21 protein-coding genes and 2 pseudogenes are annotated in these 24,087 nt (G+C 65.5%); 12 read left to right on the top strand and 11 right to left on the bottom strand.

Annotated features, from left to right (window positions below; all coding sequences use genetic code 11):
• Nucleotides 1-28 precede the first annotated feature (28 nt).
• From F792_RS0114010 to F792_RS15130, 3 genes and pseudogenes are all read left to right on the top strand, one after another.
• Nucleotides 29-808, top strand: coding sequence for a nuclease-related domain-containing protein (locus F792_RS0114010; RefSeq protein WP_018170140.1), 780 nt, complete (start codon nucleotides 29-31; stop codon nucleotides 806-808).
• Nucleotides 809-870: 62 nt separating this feature from the next.
• The gene (locus F792_RS0114005; RefSeq protein ID WP_018170139.1) at nucleotides 871-1,587 is read left to right on the top strand and encodes a nuclease-related domain-containing protein; all 717 of its coding nucleotides are present in this window, start codon (nucleotides 871-873) and stop codon (nucleotides 1,585-1,587) included.
• A gap of 146 nt (nucleotides 1,588-1,733) precedes the next feature.
• Nucleotides 1,734-1,958, top strand: a pseudogene (locus F792_RS15130) (hypothetical protein); the annotation flags it as partial.
• 151 nt (nucleotides 1,959-2,109) lie between these two features.
• Here the strand turns inward: F792_RS15130 and F792_RS0113995 are convergent.
• The gene (locus tag F792_RS0113995) at nucleotides 2,110-2,583 is read right to left on the bottom strand and encodes an SgcJ/EcaC family oxidoreductase (RefSeq protein WP_018170137.1); all 474 of its coding nucleotides are present in this window, start codon (nucleotides 2,581-2,583) and stop codon (nucleotides 2,110-2,112) included.
• A gap of 367 nt (nucleotides 2,584-2,950) precedes the next feature.
• Between F792_RS0113995 and F792_RS0113990 the strand changes: the two genes are divergently transcribed.
• The 3 genes from F792_RS0113990 (at nucleotide 2,951) to F792_RS0113980 (ending at nucleotide 6,142) form a co-directional block, all read left to right on the top strand.
• Nucleotides 2,951-3,271 carry a hypothetical protein gene (locus F792_RS0113990; RefSeq protein WP_018170136.1) on the top strand — a complete coding sequence of 107 codons (321 nt, stop codon included), beginning with the start codon at nucleotides 2,951-2,953 and terminating at the stop codon, nucleotides 3,269-3,271.
• A 294-nt stretch (nucleotides 3,272-3,565) separates the two neighbouring features.
• On the top strand, nucleotides 3,566-4,468 hold the full coding sequence (locus tag F792_RS0113985; RefSeq protein WP_018170135.1) for an EamA family transporter: 903 nt from the start codon (nucleotides 3,566-3,568) through the stop codon (nucleotides 4,466-4,468).
• 204 nt (nucleotides 4,469-4,672) lie between these two features.
• Nucleotides 4,673-6,142 (top strand): amidohydrolase family protein, encoded by a 1,470-nt coding sequence (locus F792_RS0113980; protein WP_026305989.1) that lies wholly within the window; start codon nucleotides 4,673-4,675, stop codon nucleotides 6,140-6,142.
• 302 nt (nucleotides 6,143-6,444) lie between these two features.
• Here F792_RS0113980 and F792_RS14780 read toward each other — a convergent pair whose 3' ends face one another.
• From F792_RS14780 to F792_RS0113955, 5 genes are all read right to left on the bottom strand, one after another.
• Nucleotides 6,445-6,744, bottom strand: a complete 300-nt coding sequence (locus F792_RS14780) for a cupin domain-containing protein (protein WP_231362652.1) — start codon at nucleotides 6,742-6,744, stop codon at nucleotides 6,445-6,447.
• Between the two features lie 76 nt (nucleotides 6,745-6,820).
• Nucleotides 6,821-8,095, bottom strand: coding sequence for a hypothetical protein (locus F792_RS0113970; RefSeq protein ID WP_018170132.1), 1,275 nt, complete (start codon nucleotides 8,093-8,095; stop codon nucleotides 6,821-6,823).
• A 240-nt stretch (nucleotides 8,096-8,335) separates the two neighbouring features.
• Nucleotides 8,336-9,004, bottom strand: coding sequence for a cytochrome c (locus tag F792_RS0113965; protein WP_018170131.1), 669 nt, complete (start codon nucleotides 9,002-9,004; stop codon nucleotides 8,336-8,338).
• A 221-nt stretch (nucleotides 9,005-9,225) separates the two neighbouring features.
• Complete coding sequence (locus tag F792_RS0113960) at nucleotides 9,226-10,128, bottom strand: complex I NDUFA9 subunit family protein (protein ID WP_018170130.1); 903 nt, start codon at nucleotides 10,126-10,128, stop codon at nucleotides 9,226-9,228.
• A gap of 158 nt (nucleotides 10,129-10,286) precedes the next feature.
• Nucleotides 10,287-10,766: a hypothetical protein gene (locus F792_RS0113955; RefSeq protein WP_018144261.1), complete on the bottom strand. Its 480-nt coding sequence runs from the start codon at nucleotides 10,764-10,766 to the stop codon at nucleotides 10,287-10,289.
• A 222-nt stretch (nucleotides 10,767-10,988) separates the two neighbouring features.
• Here F792_RS0113955 and F792_RS0113950 point away from each other — a divergent pair, with 222 nt between their 5' ends.
• A complete protein-coding gene (locus F792_RS0113950) occupies nucleotides 10,989-11,555 on the top strand; it encodes a DUF99 family protein (protein ID WP_018170129.1) in 567 nt (188 codons plus the stop codon).
• Between the two features lie 158 nt (nucleotides 11,556-11,713).
• Nucleotides 11,714-12,448, top strand: a complete 735-nt coding sequence (locus F792_RS0113945) for a DUF72 domain-containing protein (protein ID WP_018170128.1) — start codon at nucleotides 11,714-11,716, stop codon at nucleotides 12,446-12,448.
• Nucleotides 12,449-12,452: 4 nt separating this feature from the next.
• Here F792_RS0113945 and F792_RS0113940 read toward each other — a convergent pair whose 3' ends face one another.
• The 3 genes and pseudogenes from F792_RS0113940 to F792_RS0113930 all read right to left on the bottom strand — a co-directional run.
• Nucleotides 12,453-13,691: an MFS transporter gene (locus F792_RS0113940; protein ID WP_018170127.1), complete on the bottom strand. Its 1,239-nt coding sequence runs from the start codon at nucleotides 13,689-13,691 to the stop codon at nucleotides 12,453-12,455.
• A gap of 254 nt (nucleotides 13,692-13,945) precedes the next feature.
• Nucleotides 13,946-14,341 carry a sulfur globule family protein gene (locus F792_RS0113935; protein WP_018170126.1) on the bottom strand — a complete coding sequence of 132 codons (396 nt, stop codon included), beginning with the start codon at nucleotides 14,339-14,341 and terminating at the stop codon, nucleotides 13,946-13,948.
• 583 nt (nucleotides 14,342-14,924) lie between these two features.
• Nucleotides 14,925-15,224, bottom strand: a pseudogene (locus F792_RS0113930) (DUF4440 domain-containing protein); the annotation flags it as partial.
• Nucleotides 15,225-15,405: 181 nt separating this feature from the next.
• Here F792_RS0113930 and F792_RS0113925 point away from each other — a divergent pair.
• The gene (locus tag F792_RS0113925; RefSeq protein WP_018170124.1) at nucleotides 15,406-16,200 is read left to right on the top strand and encodes a class III extradiol ring-cleavage dioxygenase; all 795 of its coding nucleotides are present in this window, start codon (nucleotides 15,406-15,408) and stop codon (nucleotides 16,198-16,200) included.
• A 70-nt stretch (nucleotides 16,201-16,270) separates the two neighbouring features.
• On the opposite strand, the gene F792_RS0113920 is transcribed toward F792_RS0113925, so the two are convergent.
• Complete coding sequence (locus F792_RS0113920; RefSeq protein ID WP_018170123.1) at nucleotides 16,271-17,803, bottom strand: L-lactate permease; 1,533 nt, start codon at nucleotides 17,801-17,803, stop codon at nucleotides 16,271-16,273.
• Nucleotides 17,804-18,015: 212 nt separating this feature from the next.
• Between F792_RS0113920 and F792_RS0113915 the strand changes: the two genes are divergently transcribed.
• The 3 genes from F792_RS0113915 to F792_RS0113905 all read left to right on the top strand — a co-directional run bounded on the left by F792_RS0113915 (nucleotide 18,016) and on the right by F792_RS0113905 (nucleotide 23,220).
• Nucleotides 18,016-20,475: an EAL domain-containing protein gene (locus tag F792_RS0113915; RefSeq protein ID WP_018170122.1), complete on the top strand. Its 2,460-nt coding sequence runs from the start codon at nucleotides 18,016-18,018 to the stop codon at nucleotides 20,473-20,475.
• Nucleotides 20,476-20,642: 167 nt separating this feature from the next.
• Nucleotides 20,643-21,284, top strand: coding sequence for a hypothetical protein (locus F792_RS0113910; RefSeq protein WP_018170121.1), 642 nt, complete (start codon nucleotides 20,643-20,645; stop codon nucleotides 21,282-21,284).
• A 412-nt stretch (nucleotides 21,285-21,696) separates the two neighbouring features.
• Nucleotides 21,697-23,220, top strand: coding sequence for an NAD(P)H-dependent oxidoreductase (locus F792_RS0113905; RefSeq protein WP_018170120.1), 1,524 nt, complete (start codon nucleotides 21,697-21,699; stop codon nucleotides 23,218-23,220).
• Between the two features lie 414 nt (nucleotides 23,221-23,634).
• Here F792_RS0113905 and F792_RS0113900 read toward each other — a convergent pair whose 3' ends face one another.
• On the bottom strand, nucleotides 23,635-24,027 hold the full coding sequence (locus F792_RS0113900; RefSeq protein WP_018170119.1) for a hypothetical protein: 393 nt from the start codon (nucleotides 24,025-24,027) through the stop codon (nucleotides 23,635-23,637).
• Nucleotides 24,028-24,087: the final 60 nt, after the last annotated feature.

Below are 24,087 nucleotides of genomic sequence, written 5' to 3'. Positions count from 1 at the left end.
TAGTCCGGAGAGCCAAGAAGGGGATGTGATGGAGATCAATCTGGGCGGGGCATTTCTGGAGGGGATGCTGCGATTCTGGTGGGCCTGGATCCTGGTCGTGCTGTTCGCCATCGGTCGGCTGCCGATGGTCAAGGGCTGGGTGGGTGAGCTTGTGGTTCGCCTGATTCTGTCGGTTGGGCTGGACGGCAAGGCGGGGCACGCGCTTCACGATGTCACGCTGGAGACGGGCGACGGCACGACGCAGGTGGACCATGTGCTGGTGTCCCGCTTCGGCATTTTCGTCATCGAGACGAAGAATATGCGCGGGTGGATCTTTGGCGATGCGCGGCAGGCTCAATGGACGCAACGTTTCTACCGCCGGTCGTTTCGCTTCCAGAATCCGCTGCGCCAGAACTACCGGCATGAACGGGCGATTTCCGATGCGCTGCAGGTCGAGCCCGAGACGATCCATTCGGTGGTGGTCTTTGTCGGCAGCAGTCGTTTCAAGACACCGATGCCCGAGAACGTGGTCCGGGGCCTCGGGCTGCTGGGCTACATCCGTTCGTTCCGCACGAAGGTGTGGAGCGATGACGAGGTGCAGGCCCTGGTGGACCAGCTGAAGGGTCGCCGGCTGGAGCCTTCTCGGCATACGCACCGGACCCACGTGCAGCAGCTACGCGAATGGCATGAGGCCCCGGCCGGGCCGGCCTGTCCGAAATGCGGCGAGGCGATGATGAAGCGGAAGGCACGTCGCGGCTCCAGGGTCGGCCAGGAGTTCTGGGGGTGTACGCAGTATCCCGGTTGCCGCGGAACGAAGCCGGTCCAGTAGCCGGGCTCAATCTGGCATCGTGGAGGCGTTCGATTCGTTCCGGAAATGAAAAGGAAGGGGCCATGGCGAATACTCGGTATGTGACCGCGAATCGATTGACTGAGGAGTCGAAGGCGATTCAGGCGAAGGGGCGGAATCTGGTCCTGATCATGGGCCTTCCGGTCGCGGTTGCGGCCTTCTTCATTCATCCGCTCGTAGGGCTCGTAGCGCTTGCGGGCGTGGCGGCCCTGTATGGAAGCATCGGTGGCAGCGCGGTAATCGAGGCGGGGGCGCGCGGCGAGGATGCGGCCCTGGACTGGCTTTCGAAGCTCCCGGATTCATTCGCGATCTTCAATCAGGTGGATCTGCCCAGCGAACAGTCCCGCACCGGGATGGTGGAGACCGACTTGGTGGTGACCGGACCGGAGGCGGTGTTCGTGATCGAGGTGAAGCACAACAACGGGGCGATCAACTGTGACGAGAGCCGGCCGCAATGGACCGTGAGCAAGACGGGGCGTCGCGGAAACCGCTATGGCAAGGAGATGCGCAATCCCATCAGGCAGGTGAAGAAGCAGGTGTGGTTGCTGAGTGAATACCTGAAGAGCCGCAAGGCGAAGCGCTGGATCCAGCCGATCGTGCTGTTCACCCACCCGGATGTCTCGCTGGGGCGTTCGTCCGACCTGTCGGTACCCGTGCTCACCGGCCCCGAGGTGGTCGAGTACATCCGGAACTTCAAGCCGGAGCGGCCGCGCCCGGTGAAGGAGAACACGGTGCAGGCCATCGCGACCCTGAAGGGCTGAATCGTCGAGAGTGGCTGCGCATCGGGGGGGCGGACCAGGGTAAGGGTTGGAAAAGGCGGTGAACATATCTGGCCTAGGGCACGAATTCGGGCTTGAAGCCGCCATTTCGACCGTCAAATGGCTATTTCAGGGAGGGAAGCCCATCACTGTCTGGGCCAATCTGGCATGTGGTCCATCGCTGTCTCAAGCAGGAGTTCCTGCTGAAGTTTGCCCGTGACCGCAGGCTCGGGCGGTACTGGCTGTATGACGCGCGGCAGCACTACGGTTTGTGTGTGCTGAACGCCATGGTCACCTCGCTGCGCGTGCACCTGCTGGTACGCCATGTGGGGAGGGCGAGATGGCGGGTGACGTCGTGGATCGCGGGATGGGTGGCCAGTCCTAAACCGGCGCAGGTTATCGGGTGGATACACGGTCTTGACCACCAAACAGGGCGGATAAGCGTCTAGAAAGGGGGTTTGGCGCGATATAACTACATTAAGTCAGTAGGTTATCGTGGTCCGACCCCGTCGCCGCCGCCGTCTGTTATGGGTGCACGGCGGTGTTCTGTCCGAACTGGATCTGCCAGCCGTGGTGATCGTGGCGTTCGAACAGGAAGCTCATACGCGTGTGCAGCTCGCCGTCGCCGCGGTCCGGCAGGCCGTCCGGCATGGATTCAATGCCCGAAACCCGAAACATGACCTCCGCGAAGGCGGTGTCGTCGCCGAGCAGGATGATGTCCTGTACGTCGACGCTTAGCGAGGTTCCGGCAAAGGGGCCCTGCAGCAAGTCCGTATGCCGTTGTGCATTGCTCGAACGGTCCTCGAGGCGCGTGCCGACGAGATTGATCACCCCGGCGTTCTCCGCATAGTCGCGTGCCCAGGCCTCGCCATCGCCGGCTTCCCATGCGGCCCCCTTGGCCTCCAGGATGCGCTGGATCTCGCCGTCGTCGGCCCAAGCAGGGGCCGCCATGAGTGCGGCCAGGGGCAAGGCGATCAGTAGGAACGGTTTCCTGGACATGCAAGCTCCGGATGGTGTTTGTGACAGGCGCCCCCTGTGTACAGGAGTGTCGGCCTGAGTGCCAGCGAGCCCGCGCTATGGGGTCTACCTTCGGATGTAGCAGGCCGGCATCGCCAAGGGAGCAGCTGCGGCGATTTCCCGCACAAATGGGTCCCCCGTCGGCTTGAGTGGCGCAATGGATGTGCGAGCAACAAAGGACACCAACGATCTTCGTTATGTTTGACACCGTACGGACTGCATCCTGACATCAGCCCATTTTGGCGGAAAGTGGAAGGGGCCTGGCATCAAAGCAAGGGCCGGAAGGCGCCTCGTACGCTGGGCATGGATCGCGTGACACTACGCGGGATATTCGGATGGAAGGAGTGACATGATGGCCAGAGACAATTTGCCGACCGTGGATTGGGAGCGTGGCGAGAACACGGATCGGGTGAAGGTGCAGGTAATGCGCGAGGAGCCCGTCATCCTGCAGATGCCATCGGGCATGGACTGGTCGGTGGATGGGGGTGAGTTCAAGTGCACAGCCGATCCCGACAGAGGGATGCAATGCGACTGCGAAGGCGGCCTGTTGCGGAAACTGGCGGAGCTCAACAATATGCCAGAGCTGAAGGAAATCGCGGACGCCTGCGAGTATTCGAGTTCCCGCGTCGATATCGACCCCGCCGGCGCGCGCATCATCGTCCACGACTGATTTGCCCGGGAGCCGCGAGGGCGGCAAGGGCTCAGGCCGTCCTTTCGCGCCGCGCCTCCACCCAAGCGGCAAGGGCTTCTCTAATGTCCCGCGCTCGTTGATGTCTCACAACATCACGACGCGTGGCGCTGTTATATTGTGCGGCGTTTCGCTGACCCATCGCGGGGTCAACGCGAAACATGTCGCCGACCAGCAGATCGACGGGTCGGGACTCACTCACGACCCACGATAGGGACTGGCTGAATGGCACAGGGCGCACCGACCCCGCTGAGGTCGCTTTCATCCGAAAAAGTGGTGGGTCTGAGCACGCTGTTCGTCGCCCTGGCGGCGTTTTCCTGGGGGCTGTCCGGCGGGATTGGGGGCATTCTCACGGGCCAGGGTTGGGATCCGGTGGTGGTGTCGTTCTACCGGGGTGCGATCGGGCTGCTGTTCGTGCTCGCCTGGCTTGCGATTCGCCCGCATGGCAGCGGATTGGCCAGTGGCCGCATGTGGTTCTGGTCGGCGATCGCCGGCCTGGGGGTCGCGGGCAACTTCACCTTCTACTTCCTGAGCATCGCCGAGGGCAGTGTCGCGGTGGCTGCGACACTGATGTACTGCGCGCCGGTATTCGTTTATCTCGTCTCTTTTGCACTCGGGCTCGAAAAACCCACCCTGTTCAAGTGGCTCGCGATCGCGATGGTCATGCTGGGTGTGGTGCTGCTGACGGGTATTTACGATATCGGCGCCGGTGACGTGACGCCGATTGCCGCCGGGGCCGGTCTGGCTTCCGGGCTGTCCTACGCGGTCTTTATCTTCGGCTTCAAGTTCGCGGCACCCCACGGCAGCCCGCAGGCGATTCTGGTGATCGCGTTCGCGGTCCTGGTCGTCATCCTGTTCGGGCTGGGCGATCCCGACCAGACCGTGGCTGTGCTGAGCACGCCGAGCTGGCCGTTGTTCGTGATACTGGGCGTGCTGGGCGCCGGGTTGTCGTTCATTTTCTACATCATCGGCCTGAACCACACGGCACCCGCCGTCGCGTCCATCGTGGCGATGGTCGAGCCGGTGACTGCGTCGCTGTTCGGCGTGGTGTTCCTGAGCGAGACCCTGGGCGCACTCCAGGTCTTTGGCATGGGATTGATCCTGCTGACCGTGACCGCCCTGAGCGTCTATTCCAGCTCGCAGAAGCAATCGGTTCCGCCCCAGCCACGCGCTGACTAGCGCTTGAACCTGCTCCGGGGAGCTGGATTCGTGGGGTCCGATATCGCCGTCACGGCTCATCTTCCGACAATGTTTCGAAAGAGACAAAGGGATGAGAATGAGGGTCAAGGATGCACTCATCCCTGCTAATCTGAACTAGGGATCGGGCGGCGCGGACGTCTCCCGGTGTTTACTGGTCAGCGGCCTTGCCCAAGGAGCCCAGTGATGCACGAGCCTGTCCACTCCCACCCCTGCTGCGGTACCGAACACCCCGGGGGCATGTCGTGCCTGTGCGGCCGGCCGGAGACCATGCGCGCCATGCAGCGTATCGAGGCGGACATCAGCCGCCGGCGTATGCTGGGAGGCATGGCGGCGCTGGTGGGCATGTTCGCCGGGTTCCGAGTAGCGGCCGGGCCGGATGAGCGGCCGGGCCTGCCGGATCGCCCCCTGCTACTGGTGAATCTGCGCCTGTTCGATGGCCAGTCCCTCCATTTGAGGGAAGGCGTGGCGGTTTTGATCCAGGGTGAGCGGATCGTCGATCTGATCACGCCGGACGCAGCGCCCGAGGGTGTGCTGCGTGTGGATTGCGGAGGACGGGTGGTGATGCCCGGACTCATCGATGCCCACTGGCATACCACCCTGGCGGGGGTGGACATGCGCACCGCCCTGACGGCGGATCCGGCCTACATTCACCTGCAGGCGGCGCGCGAGGCGCGGGCGACGCTGATGCGTGGTTTCACCACGGTGCGCGACGTGGGCGGCCCCGCCTTCGCTCTCAAGCGCGCCATTGACGAAGGCGTTACCCCGGGGCCGCGCATCTTCCCCTCCGGCGCGATGATCAGCCAGACCTCGGGGCACGGTGATTTCCGCATGCGCCATGAAGTACCGCGCACGGCCCTGTCTGGCCCCACCCAGACGGAGCTTTCCGGGGTTTCGGTGATCGCCGATGGCGCCGACGAGGTGCTCCGTCGCGCGCGGGAACAGCTCATGCTGGGCGCAAGCCAGATCAAGCTAATGGCTGGTGGCGGTGTGGCCTCCCTCTACGATCCCCTGGATAGCGTGCAGTACACCGAGCGGGAGTTGCGCGCGGGTGTCGAGGCCGCCAGGGACTGGGGCACCTACGCCACGGTGCACGTTTACGTGCCCGAAGGGATCAAGCGCGCCATCCGCGCGGGTGTCGGCTGCATCGAACACGGCCAGCTGGCAGACGAGGAGGCGGTCCGCATGATGGCGGGCGAGGGCGTCTGGTGGAGCCTGCAGCCATTTCTCCAGGACGAGGACTCCAACGTTTACCGGGATCCGGAACAGGTGGCGAAGCAGACGCGGGTGGCCAGGGGTACGGAACAGGCCTACGCGTGGGCACGCGAGCATGAGGTACAGACCGCCTGGGGCACGGACATCCTGTTTGCCCCCGACAAGACCCATACCCAGGGGCGTCAGCTGGCCAAGATGACCCGCTTCTACGAACCCCTCGAGGTACTGCGCATGGCTACTGGGGACAACGGCCGCTGCCTGGCGTTATCCGGGCCGCGCGCGCCCTACGGCAGCGGTCTGGGGGTTGTTCAGCCCGGCGGCCTGGCAGACCTGCTGGTGGTCGACGGGGAGCCGGAGCGGGATCTGTCCTTCCTGGCGGAGCCGGAGAACTCGTTGTGGTTGATCATGAAGGGCGGGCGGATGTACCGGAACACCCTGTGAAGTCGCTGCCGGCAGGGCTAAGAATTCTACCTGCGGATTTAGCAGGTCGGCGGGTTGGCGGCGGATGGGCAAAGGGCAAGGTTCGACCCCGAGCATTTCGGCTGGCAGTGGATGGGTAAAGGGCAAGGTCAGCCCCGGTCATCTCGCCTGCGCGAGGATGGGACTCGGGGGGCGGCCTACTCGAGCGCGCAGAGGCAGTCGGCTCCGTCTCAAGCAGGCGCTGAGTGGCGCCTGGGCCTGGAACCGGCCCGGTGCAGTACGGGATGGTGGCGTGGAATCACGCCAAATATCGGTTGATCAGGCTATCGTGGGTGGTAGATGGTCACCAGGACTGACGCGTCTTCCAGCGCCTTGAGGGCATGGGGCTGACCCCCATTCAGATAGATCAGGGCGCCGGCGGTGAGTCGCTGGACCTTGTCTTCCCCGATACGGAAATCGACCGAGCCTTCCAGGCATTGGACCGTGATCTCTCCGGGTACGGCGTGATCACTGAACTCTTCGCCTTTGGGGAGCACGACGCGGAAGACTTGCAAATGTTCCGAACGCAGCAGCGTTGCACTTTTTGATTCGCGCAGTTCTTTCCCCAGGGGGCGAACGTCCACGATTTCTCCGGGTGTGGCGTGGTGCAATGCCATGTTGTGCTCCAGCAGTTTTCTGCAATGGCGGGGCGCGCTGGCCTCAGCGGAGTGGGCGCACCTCGGCGATGTCGGACAGCGCGAGTGGCACGACCATGTAGCCGCTGCCGAAGCGTCGGCGCACACGGATGTGCTCCTCCTCGATTCCGAGCAGTTCGCCATCGCGGGTGCGCCCGTCGGCGAGCTGGATGCGGATATTGCGGCCGATGTGGTCGCCCAGGGCATTCAGTGCGATGTTCGGGACAGGCGATAAATCGGGTGCCGTGGTCGAGGCGGCCGGGCCCGTGTTCAAGTTCGTATTCTCGGTCGTCGTCGGTCTGGCGGGGCCCGGGGTGACGGGGCGCAGATCGACGCGACCGTAGTGTTTTTCGGCCACGGTCAGGCTGGACTCGACCCGACGTAGCAGGTGGGTCGGGGTGTCGACGTTGGCCCAGAGCAGCGCCGGGTTGTCGATCGGGCCAATGCGCAGCGAAACGTCCTTGGGATCCTCGATGAAGCGTCCGTAGGCATCGACCATCGTGGGCCCGGGCTGCACGCCGAAGGGGCGCCAGGCCTCGACCCAGGCGCCTTTGTGGTGCTCGGTATAGTCCTCGAGAGCCATCTCCATCTCGTTCGCGCAGAATTCCATCAGTGCAGGGTAGTACCCCCGGTCCGCGTACCCCACGGTCAAGGATTGTAGCGAGGCGGTCATTAGCGCCGGAGCGAGATCGCGGGCCCGGTTCGAGGCGGCCTGGATGTCGAAGCGTCCGGTGGAGGTGCCCTGGCCCAGTGGGCCCATGCCGAACGTGCTGTGCACGGTCAGACTGTTGCGGTCCTCTTCGAGGTGGTAGTGGGCGCCGAAGTCCAGCGGGATGTCGCGATAGCCGAGTGCGGCCATCAGGGCGTCCGGCGGGGCGGCTTGATAGGCCCCGCAGCCGGCGGTGTCGAGCCACAGCGCAGGCGTGTCGCCCTGCGCGCCTGTGGCGATGCCGGCCGGCAGGGTCAGCCCGTGCACGGAAAACCCGAGCTGCCGCGGCAGGCGTCGGGCATCCAGCGTGTGCCGAAGCCGGGCGAGCCGCCACAGGTTTCCGGCTTCCAGGGTGATGCGGTCAGCGCGCATGCGGCCGATGGCCGTGTTGTTGGGTTCAAACAGCAGCCCGTTGACGTGCAGTTCGCCCCCGAGGCCGAACCCGACGTCGGAGTAGTGCAGCGTGCCGAGCGGCTGGAGCATCTCCACCATGTCGTCGAGCTTCTGCTCGACCTGCCGGACCTCGTAGTGGTAATACCCGACACCGGCGGCGGCGACCACGAGGCCGCCCACGATCAGTTTCCCTGGCATGTTTCTCTCCCTGTTTTGACTCATCCGGGCCGCGAGATACCGGACCCGACAGCGGGATTGCCTTGTCCCGCGCCAACAAGATACCCACTCCGGGACATTTCCGCACTGCGGTCGAGGCTCGCTACGCGTCGGGGGGCTATCTAGGGATTGAGCCCGCCGGCGGGATGGACGGAAGCCGGGCCCCCACGGCCCTGCGCCCCCGGGGCTCGTTGATGTCCGGTCCGGGCGGCAGCAAAGGGGTTATTCCTCGCGGGCGGGAATCGAGGCGAAGTAGGCCGACACGGCGGCCATCTCTTCTTCCTCCAGCTCCTGGGCGATGCCTTGCATCAAACCGGCCAGGGCGGTCTTGCGGGCCCCCTGGGCATAGGCCTGGAGCTGTGCCATGAGATAACGCGGGGGATGGCCGGCGAGCGGTGGCAGGCTGGGGTTGCGCTCGCGCCCCTGTTCGCCATGGCAGGAGGCGCAGGACTGGATGTTTCGCTCCGGCAGCCCTTCGAGCGCAATCTCGCGCCCTTTTTCTACCAGGTCTTCGGGCACCCGGTGCGGCCCGCCCGCGGGTTTCATCTCGGCGTAGTGGCGGCTGACCGCCTCGATCTCGTCATCGTCCAGATGCTGGGCGATCTGGCCCATGGTGGCATTCGGGCGCTGGCCTTCCCGGTAGGCCGTCATCTGCTCGACCAAGTAGGCCTTCGGGAGCCCCGCCAGGCGCGGGAATGGGGGCTGTGCCTGGCCCTGGCCCTGTTCGCCGTGGCACTGGATGCAGGCGGTCGCGCCGCGATCATTGCCTCCCTGCGCAATTTGGGCGCCGGGGGCGTCCTCGGCGACGGCGGCGCCGCCCAGCAGCCACAGGGCGGTTAACAGCGCGAGTGGCCGGACAGTGATTCGGTTGAAGGTGTGCGCTCGTGCCATTGGGTCACCACGATTGCAGGACGTTATCTTCAGGAACATAGGGCGGTTTCAACGATGGTGCAATTGCGGTGCACATTTGGCGGGCTTGTGAGGTGTGCGCCGCCGGATATAGCCGCGGTCCGGCGTGCCGCATCCGGGGCGACCAGGAAAGGACGGGAAGAGAGCAGGAAGAGGACACCCTGCTTCCTGGGTTTCGCACGGCGCGGCGGCGCATCCGGGAATCATTCCGCCGGGAGGCAGTCCGGAAGGGAATCCTCCAGCCTGCGGGGCGTGATGCCGAGGTCGGCGAAGCTTCCCGCCGTTTCGTCGGCGACGTTGTCCTGCTGCATCAGGAAGATCTGGTCCCGGGTCAGGGGTGCGTTCGGTAGCAGCGAGCCGAGCCGGGCCAGTGCGTGCCAGAGCGCGAAGGGCACTGGCACCATCGGGCGCTGGCGTTCCAGGTGAACCAGTACCCGAGTCAGGATCTGGCGGTACGTCATGATGTCGGGACCACCGAGTTCGAAGAGCGGGTGTGCAGGCGGGGTGGCGGTGAACAGCCTGGCCACGGCGCGGGCGACATCGGCCACGTGCACCGGCTGCAGGCGGGTCTCTCCGCGGCCGAACAGGGGGATCACCGGCAGGCGCGCAAGGCCGGCCAGGTTGCGCAGGAAGGCATCATGCGGGCCGAAGAGCACGCTGGGACGCACGATCAAGGCGTCGGGGAACTCGCGGATCACGGCCGACTCGCCTTCGGCCCTGGCGCGTATGTAGGCGGAGCGCGACTGGCTGTCGGCCCCGATCCCGGAGATCTGCACGACTCTCGCCAGGCCCGCGGCGCGCGCCGATCGGGCGAGGCGCGCAGCGCCTTCCACGTGGATGGTGGTGAAGCGGAGGTCGCGGTGTTCCACATACAGGCTGACCGCGTTCACCACGCCGCTGGCCCCCTCCAGTGCCCGGGTGACGGCGGCATCGTCACGGATATCGGCGCTGCAGTGCTCCACCTGGGCATGTTGTTCCAGCGCGGCGGGTAACGCCGCCCGGCGCGAAGCAATCCGCACGGGATGTCCGGCGTCGATCAGCTCGTGCACGATCGCGCTGCCGAGAAAGCCGGTGCCGCCAAATACCGTGATCAGGTCCGGGCGCATGGCGAGCCCCCTTTGTGCGCTCTAGGTAGGTGCCAGATGTGGGGTGTCAATGATCAGTCGTCCAGGTACTGGGTGAGACCGCGCAGAAGTACGAAATGTCCCGGGCCGGCGTGGATTCAAGGGCTGTCTGTGCCTTTTGGGAACGGTCAGGCGTCCAGTCAGCGCGTGCGTCGACATCCGGCCAGCTGCCCGGCCCAGGCATCAAGCAGCCGCTGACGCACACCGGCGTCGTCGCCGCGCCGCAGCTCCTCGCGGCTAGCGGCGAAGGTTTGGGTCATCCAGCCGTCCTCGGCGGCGCATTCGACCCGAATCTCCCAGCCATCGTCGTGCGGCTCGACATCGAACGTGTAGGTCGCCAAATGCAGTTCCTCCAGCAGGCCGCTGACCATCTCCCGCGCCCGGGAGAACTCCTCGACGGATAACGTCATCGTGTCGTCCCTCATGTTGCCGTGCAGCCACTGTTCGAAGCGGCGGATGGAGTGCTCGAACTCCGAGCGGTAGTGCGCTGCCGGGGGGTGATTGCCCGCACCGGCCAGCGCTTCGCGGTAGATGTTCAATGTGCGCTCGACCCATTCCCGCGTGGCGGCCTCGCCGTCACGCTTGATCAGGAAGCGGATGCGTTGCAGTTCGTCGGTCACGGTCTGCTCTGGAACGGGGCTTGTATCTGCCATGATGTAGGGTATTGCGGGCGCCTCTGCAACCGGTGGCCCTTCGAGGCGAGTCCGTTATGGGCCGCCGGAGCGGGCGGGGCCGCTGCGGGTGGGGCCCGCCCCGAGTGCGCTCCGGGTTGGCGAGGCCTGGGCGGACACCAGTGGAACTGTGAAACGCCGCGGCGCGAGAGGCGGCAGACCGGGAAGCGGATGCAGGAGCGTCTTTCACACGTGGTGGGTTTCGATGATGCGCCGTTCGCGCGGCCACATCGGGGTGATGTGCTGGTGGTCGGTGCGGTATTCGCCGGCATGCGGCTGGACGGTGTGATCTCGACGCGGGTGCGCCGTGACGGAGCCAACGCCACCGCGCGTCTGGCCGAATGCGTGCTGGACAGTCCGTTTGCACCGCAACTGCACGCGATCCTGTTGCAGGGGATCACCCTGGCCGGATTCAACGTGGTGGACCTGCCGGCGCTGCACGCGCGCACCGGGTTACCGATCCTCGCGGTGGCGCGCCACGCACCGGATCTGCCCGCGATTCGTCGCGCGCTGCTCGGGCCTGTTCCAGGGGGCGTGCGCAAGTGGCGACTGATCGAGGCCGCCGGCGTCATGGAACCGCTGGCGGGGTTGTACGTGCAGCGCTGCGGGCTGAGTCCCGAGGCGGCGCAGAGGCTCCTGGAAGACCAGCGCGTCCATAGCCGGTTGCCGGAACCACTGCGGGTGGCGCACATGATCGCAGGCGGGGTGGCGACCGGGGCGAGTCGTCACCGTCCGTGACCGGGGGGCGCGAGCCGTCCGGGAACGGGCGGACATTGGGCCGCCCGCTTTCCGCACGCGACTCCACTGCATGAGTGCAGGCGAGATTGGGGCACCCTCCGGATAGGGCGTCAGGCCTGTGGCTACACTCGTTGCAGGCACGCCTGAAGGAGGTCTCGATGGCCTGTGCGTATGTCGGGACGTCCGGCTGGAACTACCGGGCGTGGAAGGACGACTTCTACCGCGGGGTTCCACAGCGCGAGTGGCTCGCCCACTGTGCGCGGAATTTCAGCGGGCTGGAGATCAATGCCACCTTTTACCGCCTGCCCGCGAGTACGACTGTGCAGCGGTGGGCGGAGCAGACGCCGCCGGATTTCGGCTTCGCGATCAAGGGCAGCCGGTTCGTCACGCATATCCACCGACTGAAGGACGCCGGGGACTCGGTTCGGCTGCTGCGCGACCGCATGCAACCGATGGGGAGCCGGCTGCGGGCGGTCGTGTGGCAATTGCCGCCGAACTTCGCGGTGAACCAGGAGCGTCTGGAGGCGTTCACCAACGCGCTGGGCTTCTGGCCGGAGGTGCGGCATGCGATCGAGTTTCGCCATCCCAGCTGGTTTACCGTGGCGGTGGCGGGGCAGCTGGACGCGGCCGGAGTGGGGATCTGCCAGTCCGATGCCCCGGACTGGCCGTGCTGGGAGGCCATAGCGGGCCCGCTGGTCTACTGCCGTCTGCACGGGCATACCCGCACCTATGCCTCGGCCTACAGCGACCGCCTGCTGGACCAGTGGGCCGACCGCGTGCGGCAGTGGCTGGCGCAGGGGTGTGAGGTGCATGTCTACTTCGACAACGATGCCGAGGGCGCCGCGCCCCGCGACGCCCAGCGCCTGATCGAACGGCTGCGGGATGCAGGCTGATGGCTCAGGCATCCGCCTCCGCGCGGTGGCGGCGGTACAGCCGCAGGGCCGTTAGCCCGACCAGCAGCGAGGCCAGTCCACCGATCACGAACACATGTGCGGGCGTGGCACCGGCGGGCCCGGTAAGCAGCCAGAACAGGACCGGTGCCACCAGCATGGCGGAGAAAGCCAGGAAGTTGCTGGCGGCGATGAAGCGGCCGCGCCGGTCAGCGGGGCTGTGACCCTGCAGGTAGGCGGTGATCGGCACGATGAAGAAACCGGAGGCAATGCCCAGCAGGGCCATCAGCACCAGCGTCGCGGGGTAACTGTCGGTGGCGAAGTACAGCAATGCGCTAATCAGGGCCGCCGCGATCATGCCGGCCGGGGCATGGTGCATGGCGATGCCGCCACGCGACAGGTAGCCGGCAAGGATGCTGCCGGTTCCGATGCCGAGCGCCAGCGTGGTCAGGATGATGCCGGTCGCGAGCTCGCCCAGCTCCAGATGGACCTCGGCGAACAGTGGGACGTTGAGTTGGTACAGCGTGCCCAGAGCCCAGAACCATGCGATGCCGAGGATTACCATGAACAGGACGCGGTGTGGCCGGATCTCGGTGACCGACTGCATGACGGTCGCGAACGGGTTCAGGCGGAACGGCGCGGGGTTGTCGGTGGCCAGGGTCGGGGCGATGAACAAGCTGGTCACCAGACCGGTGACGGACAGCGCCACGATCAGGGCCGCCGGGACCCACAGCGCCTCGCCGGCGAATTCCATCACGAAGCCGGCCAGCGCGGTGCCGAGGATGATCGCCAGGAACGTCCATAGCTGGATGTGTCCGTTGGCGCGCGATAGCTGCTGGTAGCGCACCAGCTCCGGCAGGATGCCGAACTTCGCCGGGCTGAAGAACGTGCTCTGCAGGCCCATCAGGAAGGTGGTCACCAGCAGGCCGGGGAAGTTGTCGGTGATCAGCATCAGCGCGGCGGTCAGCAGCACCGCGGCCTCGGCCATGCGGGTGCAGACGATCACGATCTTCTTGCTGTAGCGGTCGGCGATGTAGCCCGCCCATGGCGAGAACAGCACGAACGGAAGCAGGAACACGAAACCGACCAGGCTGTAGTAGAAGGTGCCTTCGCCCTCGGCGACGAACTCGCGGATGGCGATGAAAATGACCACCAGCCGGAAGAAGTTGTCGTTGAGGGCGTTGATGAAGACCGTCGCCATGTGGGCGACGAAGCTCTTCCTGCGGATGTCCGAGGTCTCGGTCATGGGATCTGCGGCCCGGCGGGGTTTTTGAAAGAACTATAGGTCAGGTTTGGCCGCAAAACGGGGGCGGAACACGCGAAACGTCGAAAACAGCGATGAAACGAGGATAAAGCGTCAATTTCAGGCTAGATGAGGAAGCCCATGATTTTCTGGGAAGCGAGATCCGGTGTGAAATGCGGGGTGCAGGAACGTGACCGGCCCGGCCTGCCATGGGCAGACCGGGCCGGTTGGCTAGCGGCCGGAAGGCGCGATCGCGATCAGTTGTCCTGATCTTCAGGCTGATCCGCAGCCATCTGTTGCGGAGCCCAGGCTGCACCCTGGTAGGGGGCGGGGTGGTAATACGGGGCATAGCCATAATGCGGGTAGTAGTTCCCGTAGTGACGGCCGTAGTAGTCGCCGTATCCATGCCCGCTGCCATATCCATGTCCGCGACCGCGCATGCTGAAGTCGAAGTCGCCGAACATGTCGCCGAGGCCGAACCAGTCACCTACGCCGCGACCCCAGCCGGGACCGTACCCGTAGCCGGGACCGTAGTAGGGGCCATAATTCGGCGCGTGATAGCCGGGACCCCACCACTGGGCCGAGGCATGCATCGGGATCGCAAAGGCGCCGATCAGCGCAGCGGTAGAAAGAGCTTTGGCCAGCTTGTTCATGGCAATACCTCCTCAAGTTAACAACCACTTAAACAAGACCAAATGTCTCGGGGCATTCGGGGCCCCGCCTGCTGGAGGGCGGGGTTTTGGGCCCGCCAGTACCTAGCGGCTTGCATCGTAAAAGAAGAAAATCCAGATAATCTGATATATGTCAATTTCTCGACGGAAAATTTGCCTGTGAACGGGGTTGGCTGCGGTAACCGTCGAAAACTTGGCGATTCGAGGGGCGGCTGATCAGCGTCTCCTTGCGTCTCACGCCGAGATTGCGGATGCCATGCCGTTGAGCGCGGGCTGGGGCGGTCAGGCTTTCAACCAGCACAAGGGATGCAAAGGCACCTTCTGGGAGGACCGATGCCCACGTGACGGCGGTGGAGACGGGGGCACCTCTGGCGCGCGGCCTGGTGTATGCGGGGTGGAACATGGTGCGGGCGGGAGTGGTCTCGCATCCATCGGAGTGAGCATGGGCGGACATCGCGAGATCCAGGCGTCACCCGAACGCTACCGCGTCATGTCCGGTGGAGACGAAGCCAGAGGGTCTCCATGATCTTGTTCGCTGCCGTGCCAGTGTGCCGGTTCCGCGTGCCTACCGATGCACGGCGGTGTTTTGCCCGAACCGAATCTGCCAGCCGTGATGATCGTCGTGTTCGAGCAGGAAGCTCATGCGCGTGTACAGGGCGCCGTCCCCCCGGTCCGGGAGGCCCGCAGGCATGGATGCGATGTTCGAGACCCGCAACAGGGCTGCGGTGAAGGCCGTGTCATCGCTCCGCATTGTGATGTCCTGGACGTCCACGCGTAGCGACGTTCCGGCAAGTGGGCCCTGCAGGACTTCGGTATGCCGTTTGGCATTGGTCGCGCGATCATTGAAGCGCGCCCCGAAGGGGTTGGGGTGACGGGCCCAGCCCTGAATCGGACGATCAGTGCAGGGCGGTCGTTGGTCTGGAAGCTACTGAGGGCGCTTGTCGGCTCCAGGGGTGCCGGTTTCAGCGTTGATGGAGACGGGCGTAGGTAGGTAGCGGGCTTGTGTGGGTGACCGGACGACCGGGATGCAAGGGCGGGAGCGAATGATGGACAAGACGCAGGCGTTGTTTTTGTCCCATGGCGGTGGGCCGCTGCCACTGCTGGGGGACCCAGGGCACACGGCCATGGTGACGAATCTGGAGGGTCTGGCCGGGCGCGTGCGGGTGCCCGATGCGCTGGTGGTGGTGAGTGCGCACTGGGAGGCGTCGGTGCCGACCATCACGTCCGGGGCGAATCCGGGGCTGATCTACGACTACCACGGGTTTCCCCGGGAGTCGTACACCATCGAGTATCCCTGCCCGGGCGAGCCGGCACTGGCCGCGGAGGTTCATCGACGGCTGCAGGAGGCGGGCATCGATGCGCACCTGGACCCGGAGCGGGGGTTCGATCACGGGCTCTTCGTGCCGCTGAAGATCATGTATCCCGAGGCGCAGGTCCCATGCGTTCAGCTCTCCCTGGTGGAGACGCTGGACCCGGCGCAGCATATCGAGATTGGACGGGCTCTGGCAGGGCTGCATGAATCCGGTGTGTGGGTGGTGGGGTCTGGCTTCTCGTTCCACAACCTGCGCGCCTTTTTCACGCCCGATACGCAGGAGTCCCGGCAGCTCAACCAGTCGTTCGAGGCCTGGTTGGAGGCCGTCTGCTGCGGGCGCGCGGACGCGGAAGATGCACGGGCGGCCAAGCTCGTGCACTGGGATGGCGCGCCGGGCGCCCGGTACTGCCATCCGCGGGCGGAGCACTTGTTGCCGCTGCATGTCTGCTACGGAGTGGCGGGTGGCCCCGCGGCGGAGCGTATCGGGATGCAAATTATGGGCAAGGAGGCCAGTTGTTATCGGTGGTAGCCGAGGCCACGGAAAGGCGCCCCAGTGTCGCCTTCCGGTAACCCGTAGCGCGGGCCGACGCCGCCCCTGGCTACCAGGCGAGTGCCAGCAAGCCGGCTCCGAGGCAGACGACGATGACCGGGATGATGGTCTCGCGGATCACCTGACCCTCGCGCGCCTGCAGACCGGCGGCTCCGGCCGCCATGGCGATGTTGTGCAGCGAGATCATGTTGCCCACCCCGGCGCCGATCAGTTGCAGGGCGAGTACGGTCGGGAGCGCCATGCCCACGGCATCGGCAGTGTCTGCCTGGAGTTGTGCAAACAGCAGGTTGGAGACGGTCGCGCTTCCGGTCATGAACGAGCCCAGCGCGCCGAGGAAGGCGCTGAACATCACGAAGGTCCCGCCCAGTGATTCCGCCAGGCCCTGCCCCAGCACCTGTGGCATCGACGGCAGGCCGGCGGCGTTGGAGCCGGAGCTCAGCAGGAGCTGGGTGAGGGCGATGATGAACGCCAGCACGATGGCCGCCACGCGCAGCTTGCCCCAGGTGGCGGCCACCGCCTGACCCAGCGTGGCGCGGCTCACGCGGAACAGGATCAGCGCGGTGAGCAGGGCCAACCCAAAGTAGAAATAGGGTGTGTACAGCGGGGCGAGGCTTTGTCCCAGCTCAATGCCGTGGAACTCGCCCGGTGACCAGCGCACGGACTGCAGGGCCTCGCGCAGCGGCATGATGGTGCGCGAGGCGATCAGTGCCACGGCCATGACCGCGAACGGCACAAAGGCCAGGAGCACGCGCCCGACTGGGGCCCGCTCGACCTCTGGGCGCCGTTCGTGCCCAGGTAGCAGGAAGCCGCGATGGGCCGCCAGGGCAATCACCGCCATTGCCACCACGCCGCCGATGATCGCGGGCAGTTCCGGCCCCACCAGCCAGGCAACCAGCAGATAGGGGATGCCGAACGCCAGCGCCGATAGCACGGCGAAGGGCACGAACTCGCGGAAGCGCCCGCGTTCCTCGCCGAGGGTCGCCACCCAGACCATGAATAGCGTAATGAACGGTGCGAGGACGGTGTGGATGACCGCCGTCTGCAACACGGCCGAGCGGGTGGTCTCCGTATCCAGGCCGAGGCCGGCGAAGCCGATGATCACGGGCGTTCCGGCCGCACCGAAGGGGACGGCGGTGCTGTTGCCGATCAGGGCGATGGCGACCGCCTTCAGGGGCCGCATGCCGAAATACACCAGCAGCGGTGCCGCCAGTACCGCGGGGGTGCCGAAGCCGGCGATGCCCTCTACGAAACCGACCAGCCCCCACCCCAGCAGCATGGCCAGCACCCGGTGGTCGCGCGAGACGCTAGCGATGACTGACTGGATTGCACTCATGTGCCCGGTCCCGATCATCACGTTCAGCACCAGCAGTGCCATCAGGATGATCAGCAGGACCTCCACGAAAACGATGGCAGCATCCAGCAGACTCGCTACCAGCACCGTGCCCGATATCTGCCAGACCAGAACGGCCAGCACCAGGGTGGCGAGATAGGCGATGGGCGCCGCTTCAAAGGCCGGCCGCCGCAACGGCACGAGCCACACGAACAGCAACACGAACGGCAACAACGTGAGCCAGAACAGCACGATCCCTCTCCCGTTATGCGCAAGGCGTCATCCTAACCCGGGGCTCGGTTCGGGAATAACCGAATCAGGCTGCCACAAGGCCCCTCGGCGTTATGCCCCGCGAAGAGCTCGCTGGGTCGGGCAGCGTCCTGGAGGTCAGGGCCGGACGCTCGGCCCCATGGGCCGTGGATACTTGTCTATAGTGACGCTGAATTGCTCACGTCCGGGTCTACATGATGCAGAACTCCGAAACCCAGTCATCCGGGGGCGCCTCGGATGCCCTTGATACGGACTTCTTGAAGAAACTTCCGAAGGTGGTCGATGACCTCAGGGACCGCTGGTACATCGTGCGCCAGCGCGGGTTCCGGCCACAGGACGTGATGGATGTCCGGGGCATAACGCGGGCTTTGGTGAGCGGTCTGACCGGCTCGGCAATGGATGACTCCTTCACCACCGCTCGCCGGATTGATGAGCGTCTGGCGCAGTATGCGGCCACCACGGTGCGTCCCAACCCGGCCGATCTCGAGACCATTGGAGCCCTGGTTCTGCGGCTGCGTGAAAGTGTGCGGGGCGAAGTGCCGCTCGCCGCGTACGACGCCGAGACGGCCGCGCCGGCCCCGACGATCCAGCGGCCTCTGGTATGCCTGTTCGGGGCGGATGCTTCGCCGGAGAGCGAGACTGCCTTGCTGCTGGGAATACACGGCTATGCGGTTGTTGCGTGCGTCGACGAGGCAGCCCTGCCGCATCCGGGCGACGCGACCCCACCCGACGTGATGATCGCCGAACTGGCGGCGATGGATGACGCCGAACTGTCGCGGCTTGTCCACCTGCGTGACGGTTCGCTGCCGGGCGTGCCGCTGGTCATCCTGGCGCCAGCCAGCGGAGGAGCAGCAGGACAGGCCGAGCTGCATGTGCTCCGCGCCGGTGCCGATGCCCTGTTGAAGCGGCCCGTGACGGACCTGGACTTGGTGGGGGCCATACGCGGGCTGGTGCAGGACGACTTTCTGATCCCGTACCGGGTGCTGATGCTCGGCGCGGACGCCGGGTCTGTCGAGGAGCCTGCGTCCATGTTGCGGCAGGCCGGGCTGGAGGTAGGTATCAGCGTAGACCCCCTGGAGGTGGTTGATCGAGTGGCGGATAGTCGGCCAGAGGCGGTCGTGATCGCCGGGTCTTTGCCGGGGGTCACCGCGGAGGAGATCGGCCGCCTGCTGTTGCCCCACGACATGTCTCTGGATATCCCTCTGTTGGCTTTGGGTGTGCCGGGGGCACCGGATGGCTCGCCCGGCAATGGGGTGCTCGACTACCTGCCGCCCGCCAGTACCGATGCGGACATCGTCTGCCGGGTTCGTGCGCGGGCTGCATGGCACCGCCGTATCCGGTCGCGAGCGCACGGCCAGGCCGTGCGTGATCGCTCGCCGACACTGGTGCATCCCCTGGAATTCGAGCGTCTCGTGTTATGCCATCTCGACGGCCTTGATCCTGCGCAGGGGGCCGCGGTGGTCCTGCAGTGGGCGTTCGATGACCCGGGGATACTCCTCGCCCGCCTCGGTCCGATCGACTACCAGCAGACTCGCAACCAGTTCGTGCGCCGGGTTCGCGAGGCCATGGCCCCGGGTGATCTGGTAGTGAGCCATGGTGAGGCGGGCTTGATTGCGATTGCCCAGCGCAAGGACGTGAAGGAGATCGTCGAACTCGCGCAACGCGTGCATGAGCAGACTGCCGGTGCCGCTGTGTCCGGTTTCCCGGGTGGAACCGTTGTGGCCAGCATCGGTGTCGGACAGGTGATGTGGGAACGTCCGCTCAAGGCTCTGGACCGTGCCATCGCGCTTTGTAGCGAGGCCCGCGACAGCGGCGGCAACCGGGTGCAACTGGATCCGGAGTTGCTGACGCCGGATCTGGAGGTCGAAGAGCGCAATCACTGGCGGCGCACCATTGCCCATGCCATCAAGGAAAAGCGACTGTTCCCGGTGTTTCAGCCGATCGCGAATATCAGTGGGTCCGATCAGATCGAGCGTCACGAGGTGCTGCTGAGAATCCGCGAGCCGAATGGCAAGATCCTGTTGCCGGGACAGTTCGTCGAGATGGCGGAACGGCTCGAGCTCGACCGGCATCTCGATCGCTGGGTCATCAGTAATGCCCTTGGCATCCTCAATGCCCGAACCGTGAGCCATCCGCAGTCGCGGCTGTTTGTGAAGATGTCCCGCGGCTCGCTCGGCGATTCGAGCTTTTTGCCCTGGCTGGGCAAACAACTTGCCGTGCACCCGGTATGGCCGGGAAGCCTGGTTCTGCAACTCCGCGAGGGCGATGTGCTGGGCCGGATGGATCAGCTCTCGGCCTTTGGCGATGCGCTTCGGGATTTGGAGATCCGCATCGCCCTGGAACACTTTGGCGCCAGTACCGATGCCGATACGCGCCGGATGCTTGCCGAAATGCGGCCCGACTACGTCAAGATCGCGCGGGAACTCACCGTGGGGCTGCATCACTCCGCCACGCCTTCGTTACGGCTCAACGGCCTCCTGGGTCAGGCCAAGGAGGTCGGTGCCTACACCATGGCCAGCTATGTGGAGGATGCCGATGGTCTGGCCTTGTTGTGGCAGGCCCAGATCGACCTGGTGCAGGGGAACTTCATCCGGCAGCCAGAGGAAGAGCTGCGCTACGAACTCGAGTTTCCAGGCCTGGACGACGCGGGCTGATCGGCTCGGTCAGACAGGACAGTACGCCTGCAAAGGCTGGCGGTCAGGCTGGCAAGGCGCAGGGGGGGCACGAGCAACGGATGGTCCAGGACGGTAGGATCGGCAGGCGGGGTCGCCAGGCCCCGCAGCGACGGACCGTTCCAATCACATGACGCAGGGAGGCGTTCATGATTCTTCTGGTTGTATACAGTTTCGCGGTACTGGCCGCATTGGTGATGCTGTTGTCGCGACGGCGCGCCGCGCTTGGCGTGCGGGTGTTGTATGCCTTCGCGACCTTGGTGCTGCCCTTTGCCACGGTATGGCTCGCGCATGCGCTGAACGGTGGCGAGACATCCGGGGCGGGGGCTTTCGGGCTGGTGCTGTTTGCGTTCCTTGGCAGCCCGTTGTTGATGTGGTGGGTGTTTGCCTATCGCCACCCTGCAGGGGGCCCCGAGGACACTGCTGAGAGGGGCATCGCGCCGGGCTCACCGCCGCCGAAGGCGGCCAGAACGGCCGCGCCGGATGCCGTCCAGGAGTCCACGGTGGCCGCGGCACAGCGGTCGACTGTGCGGATGCACCCCTTCCGCCGTGCGGCGATGGTGCAGACGCCGGGGGCGCTCCTGCTGGGGTTGGGACTGGCCGAAAAGCTCGGGGGTACTGATGGTCCGATCTTTCCGTTTCTGGCGAATGGCTGGCTGGTCGACGGCATGCTGGTGCTGGGGGCGGTTCTTTTTGCCGTATCGCTCCGCATGATCGTCGTGGAACTGCGCCGGCCGTCCGAACCGCAACGGGATACCGCTGCGCTCGGAATCCGTAACCCGCGTCGCTGAGCCACCCGCAGACGCAGGTCGCCGCGACCGCTTCGTATACGCCCGGTGAACTGTTCCGGTGGACCGGATCTTGTGAGCTCTCTAACGGAACGGCGCTTCCGGGTATGACGGATCGGTAGCAAGCCTCTCCGACGCGGGCTATGTTCTGGGTGGAGCCGCTGTGGTGGACGAATTCCTCGACCCGCGGGATCGGCCCTAAAACGGTCGGTCGGCGCGGACGGAGGACTTGTGTGGGGTCGTGGGTATGGATGAGTAGCGTGGTACGGAGGGTTTCGTCATGCAGGGATACGTCGTCGGCAGGGTGGAATCCGATTCGCGGGCAGGGCCTGGCTTGCGGTACCCATGACGTCGGTGGTTGTCACCGCGGCGGGCTGGAGAACGAAGGTATGACCACCGTACGGAGTGACCCCGCTTGAAGGTGCTCGTCATCCTCGGCCACCCGCGCACCGATAGCCTGTGCGGGGCGCTGGCCGAAGCCTACAGCGAAGGGGCGCGCGCGGCCGGGACCGAGGTGCAGTCCCTGAATCTGGCGAGCCTGGAATTTGATCCGCACGTCCACACCCCTTCGCCCAATCAGCAGCCACTCGAACAGGATCTGGAGGCCGCACGCGGCCTCGTCGCGTGGGCTGATCATCTGGTGTTTGTCTATCCCACCTGGTGGGGCACCATGCCGGCGCTGCTCAAGGGTTTTCTGGACCGGATCATGACGCCGGAATTCGCCTTTCGCTCCTGCGAGGGCGGTACCGGGTACGAAGGGTTGCTTCAGGGCCGATCGGCGCAACTGATCACGACCATGGATACGCCGCCGCTGATCCACCGGCTGGTTTATCGCCAGCCAGGTGCCAATGCGATGGCGCGCGCCACGCTGGGGTTCTGTGGGGTCCGGCCGGTGCGCTCGTTGATGTTCGGTTCGGTGCGCCATAGCGACGAGGCCCAGCGCAAAGCCTGGTTGCAGCGCGCACGCCAGGAAGGGCTGCGTCTGGCCAAGGGGCGCGAAAGTGCGGGTGAGTGGCTTGCGCACAAGGCCGGTGCCTGGCTCCAGGCGTTGCGCTTGCAGTTCTATCCGATGACCTTTGTGGCCTACGCGGTGGGGGCGCTGGTGGCCGCCCCGGCGGGTGGGGTGTTCGGCAATCCGGTGTTCTGGCTCGGGTACCTGTGCCTGTTTCTTCTGGAAGTGGCCACGGTGCTGGTGAACGAACGCGTGGACTTCGGCTCGGACCGGCAAAACCGGTTCTATGGTCCCTTTACCGGTGGGTCGCGTGTGCTGGTGGAGGGGCTGTTGTCCGCGCGCGAGCTGGGCGTGGGGATTGCCGTCGCGCTGGTGGGCTTCGCCCTCGCGTTCGTGGCGTTGCTGGCGACCGCACCCGGAGATTCGGGGGCGATCCTGACGGTGATGGCCGTCCTCGCGATTCTGGCGATCGGCTACACGGCGGCGCCGCTGAAGCTTAGCTATCGGGGGCTGGGCGAGCTCGATGTCGCGCTTACGCACAGCCTGGGCGTGCTGCTGTGCGGCTATGTGTTCCTGGCGGGCGACTGGACCGCGTCCTTGCCCTGGCTGTTGAGCCTGCCGCTGTTCCTGGCGATTGTGCCGTCGATCACGCTATCCGGGATTCCCGACCGCGAGGCGGACGCCGCGGTGGGCAAGGGCACCCTGGCCGTGCGCCTGGGGAACGACGGTGCGCTTTGGGTGGCGTTGTCGTTCACCATCCTGGCGGCCGCCAGCGGCGCGTCGTTCGATGCGCTGGGATGGGCGCAGGGGGCCTATGCCGGGATCGGGTATGTGGTGGTCCCGTATGCCGCCTGGCTGGTCTGGCTCCTGTGGCGTGCGCTGCACCGCGAAGACCCCAGGGGGCGCATCGATGGATTAATGGCGGCATCCCTGGGCTATGTGCTCTGGTTCGGACTGTTCCCCCTGGTGAACCTGGTCATGGGCTGATGGTGAGTATCTCCGACGAAGCCAATAGCCATGGAAGGCAACGGAGAGGACAGACAGGAACAGGATGAAGGGGCATCCACCAGGCTCCAGCAAGGATGAGGGCAGCGAGCCCGGTGTCCTGGGGAAACACTGATCAAGGTGCATGTTGGCGCTCGAGTCGCTTTTGGGTGTCAGCAAAGGGCGGCGACTGCCGTGCGGTCACTTTGCCCCAGGTGAGCCACAACGCCGTGCGCGCACCCGTTTTCACCAACAGCGGTCGGCCGTGCCCCGTCTTTAAAGGCGTTGTGGGGTTGGTGCGCCTTGTCTCGGAAAACATGGGACACCAACGCGAACATACTCCTTGATCAGTGTTTTCCTGGCGGCCAGGCCATGACAGGCCGACCCGTTGGGGCCGGCCTCTCGTTCAGGGTGGGTTTAGTTGTTGTCTTCTTCGTCGTCGCTATCCAGGTCGAAGCCGCCTCCGGCCTCGGCATCGCCTTCGGCGTCGACTCCATCATCGTCCATGTCGGTGTCAGCGCCGGCTCCCGCGCCGGCCCCCATGCCGCGGTCGCTGCCCAAGCCACGGTCGTCACCCATGCCGCGGTCGCTGCCCAAGCCACGGTCGCTGCCCAAGCCACGGTCGTCACCCATGCCGCGGTCGCTACCCATGCCACGTTCGCTACCCATGCCGCCGCTTGCTTCGGCTCCGGTTTCGGCAGCGCCTTCGGCAGAGGAGCCTAGATCCTGGGCCTGGGCGGCGCCCAGGGCACCGAGTGTGAACAGCGAGCTCAGGGCAATGGCAATGCCGGTCTTTCGATAGTTCCACATGGTTCTTGCTCCTGCATTTTTGGCAAAAGTCGCACCGACTGGATGCCACCCCTCGGGGGT

This window comes from Thioalkalivibrio sp. ALMg9, assembly GCF_000380625.1.
In the GTDB taxonomy this organism is placed as follows: Bacteria; Pseudomonadota; Gammaproteobacteria; order Ectothiorhodospirales; family Ectothiorhodospiraceae; genus Thioalkalivibrio; species Thioalkalivibrio versutus.
The sequence above is the reverse complement of the archived record's forward strand: the minus strand, read 5'-3'. Positions and strand labels throughout refer to the sequence as shown.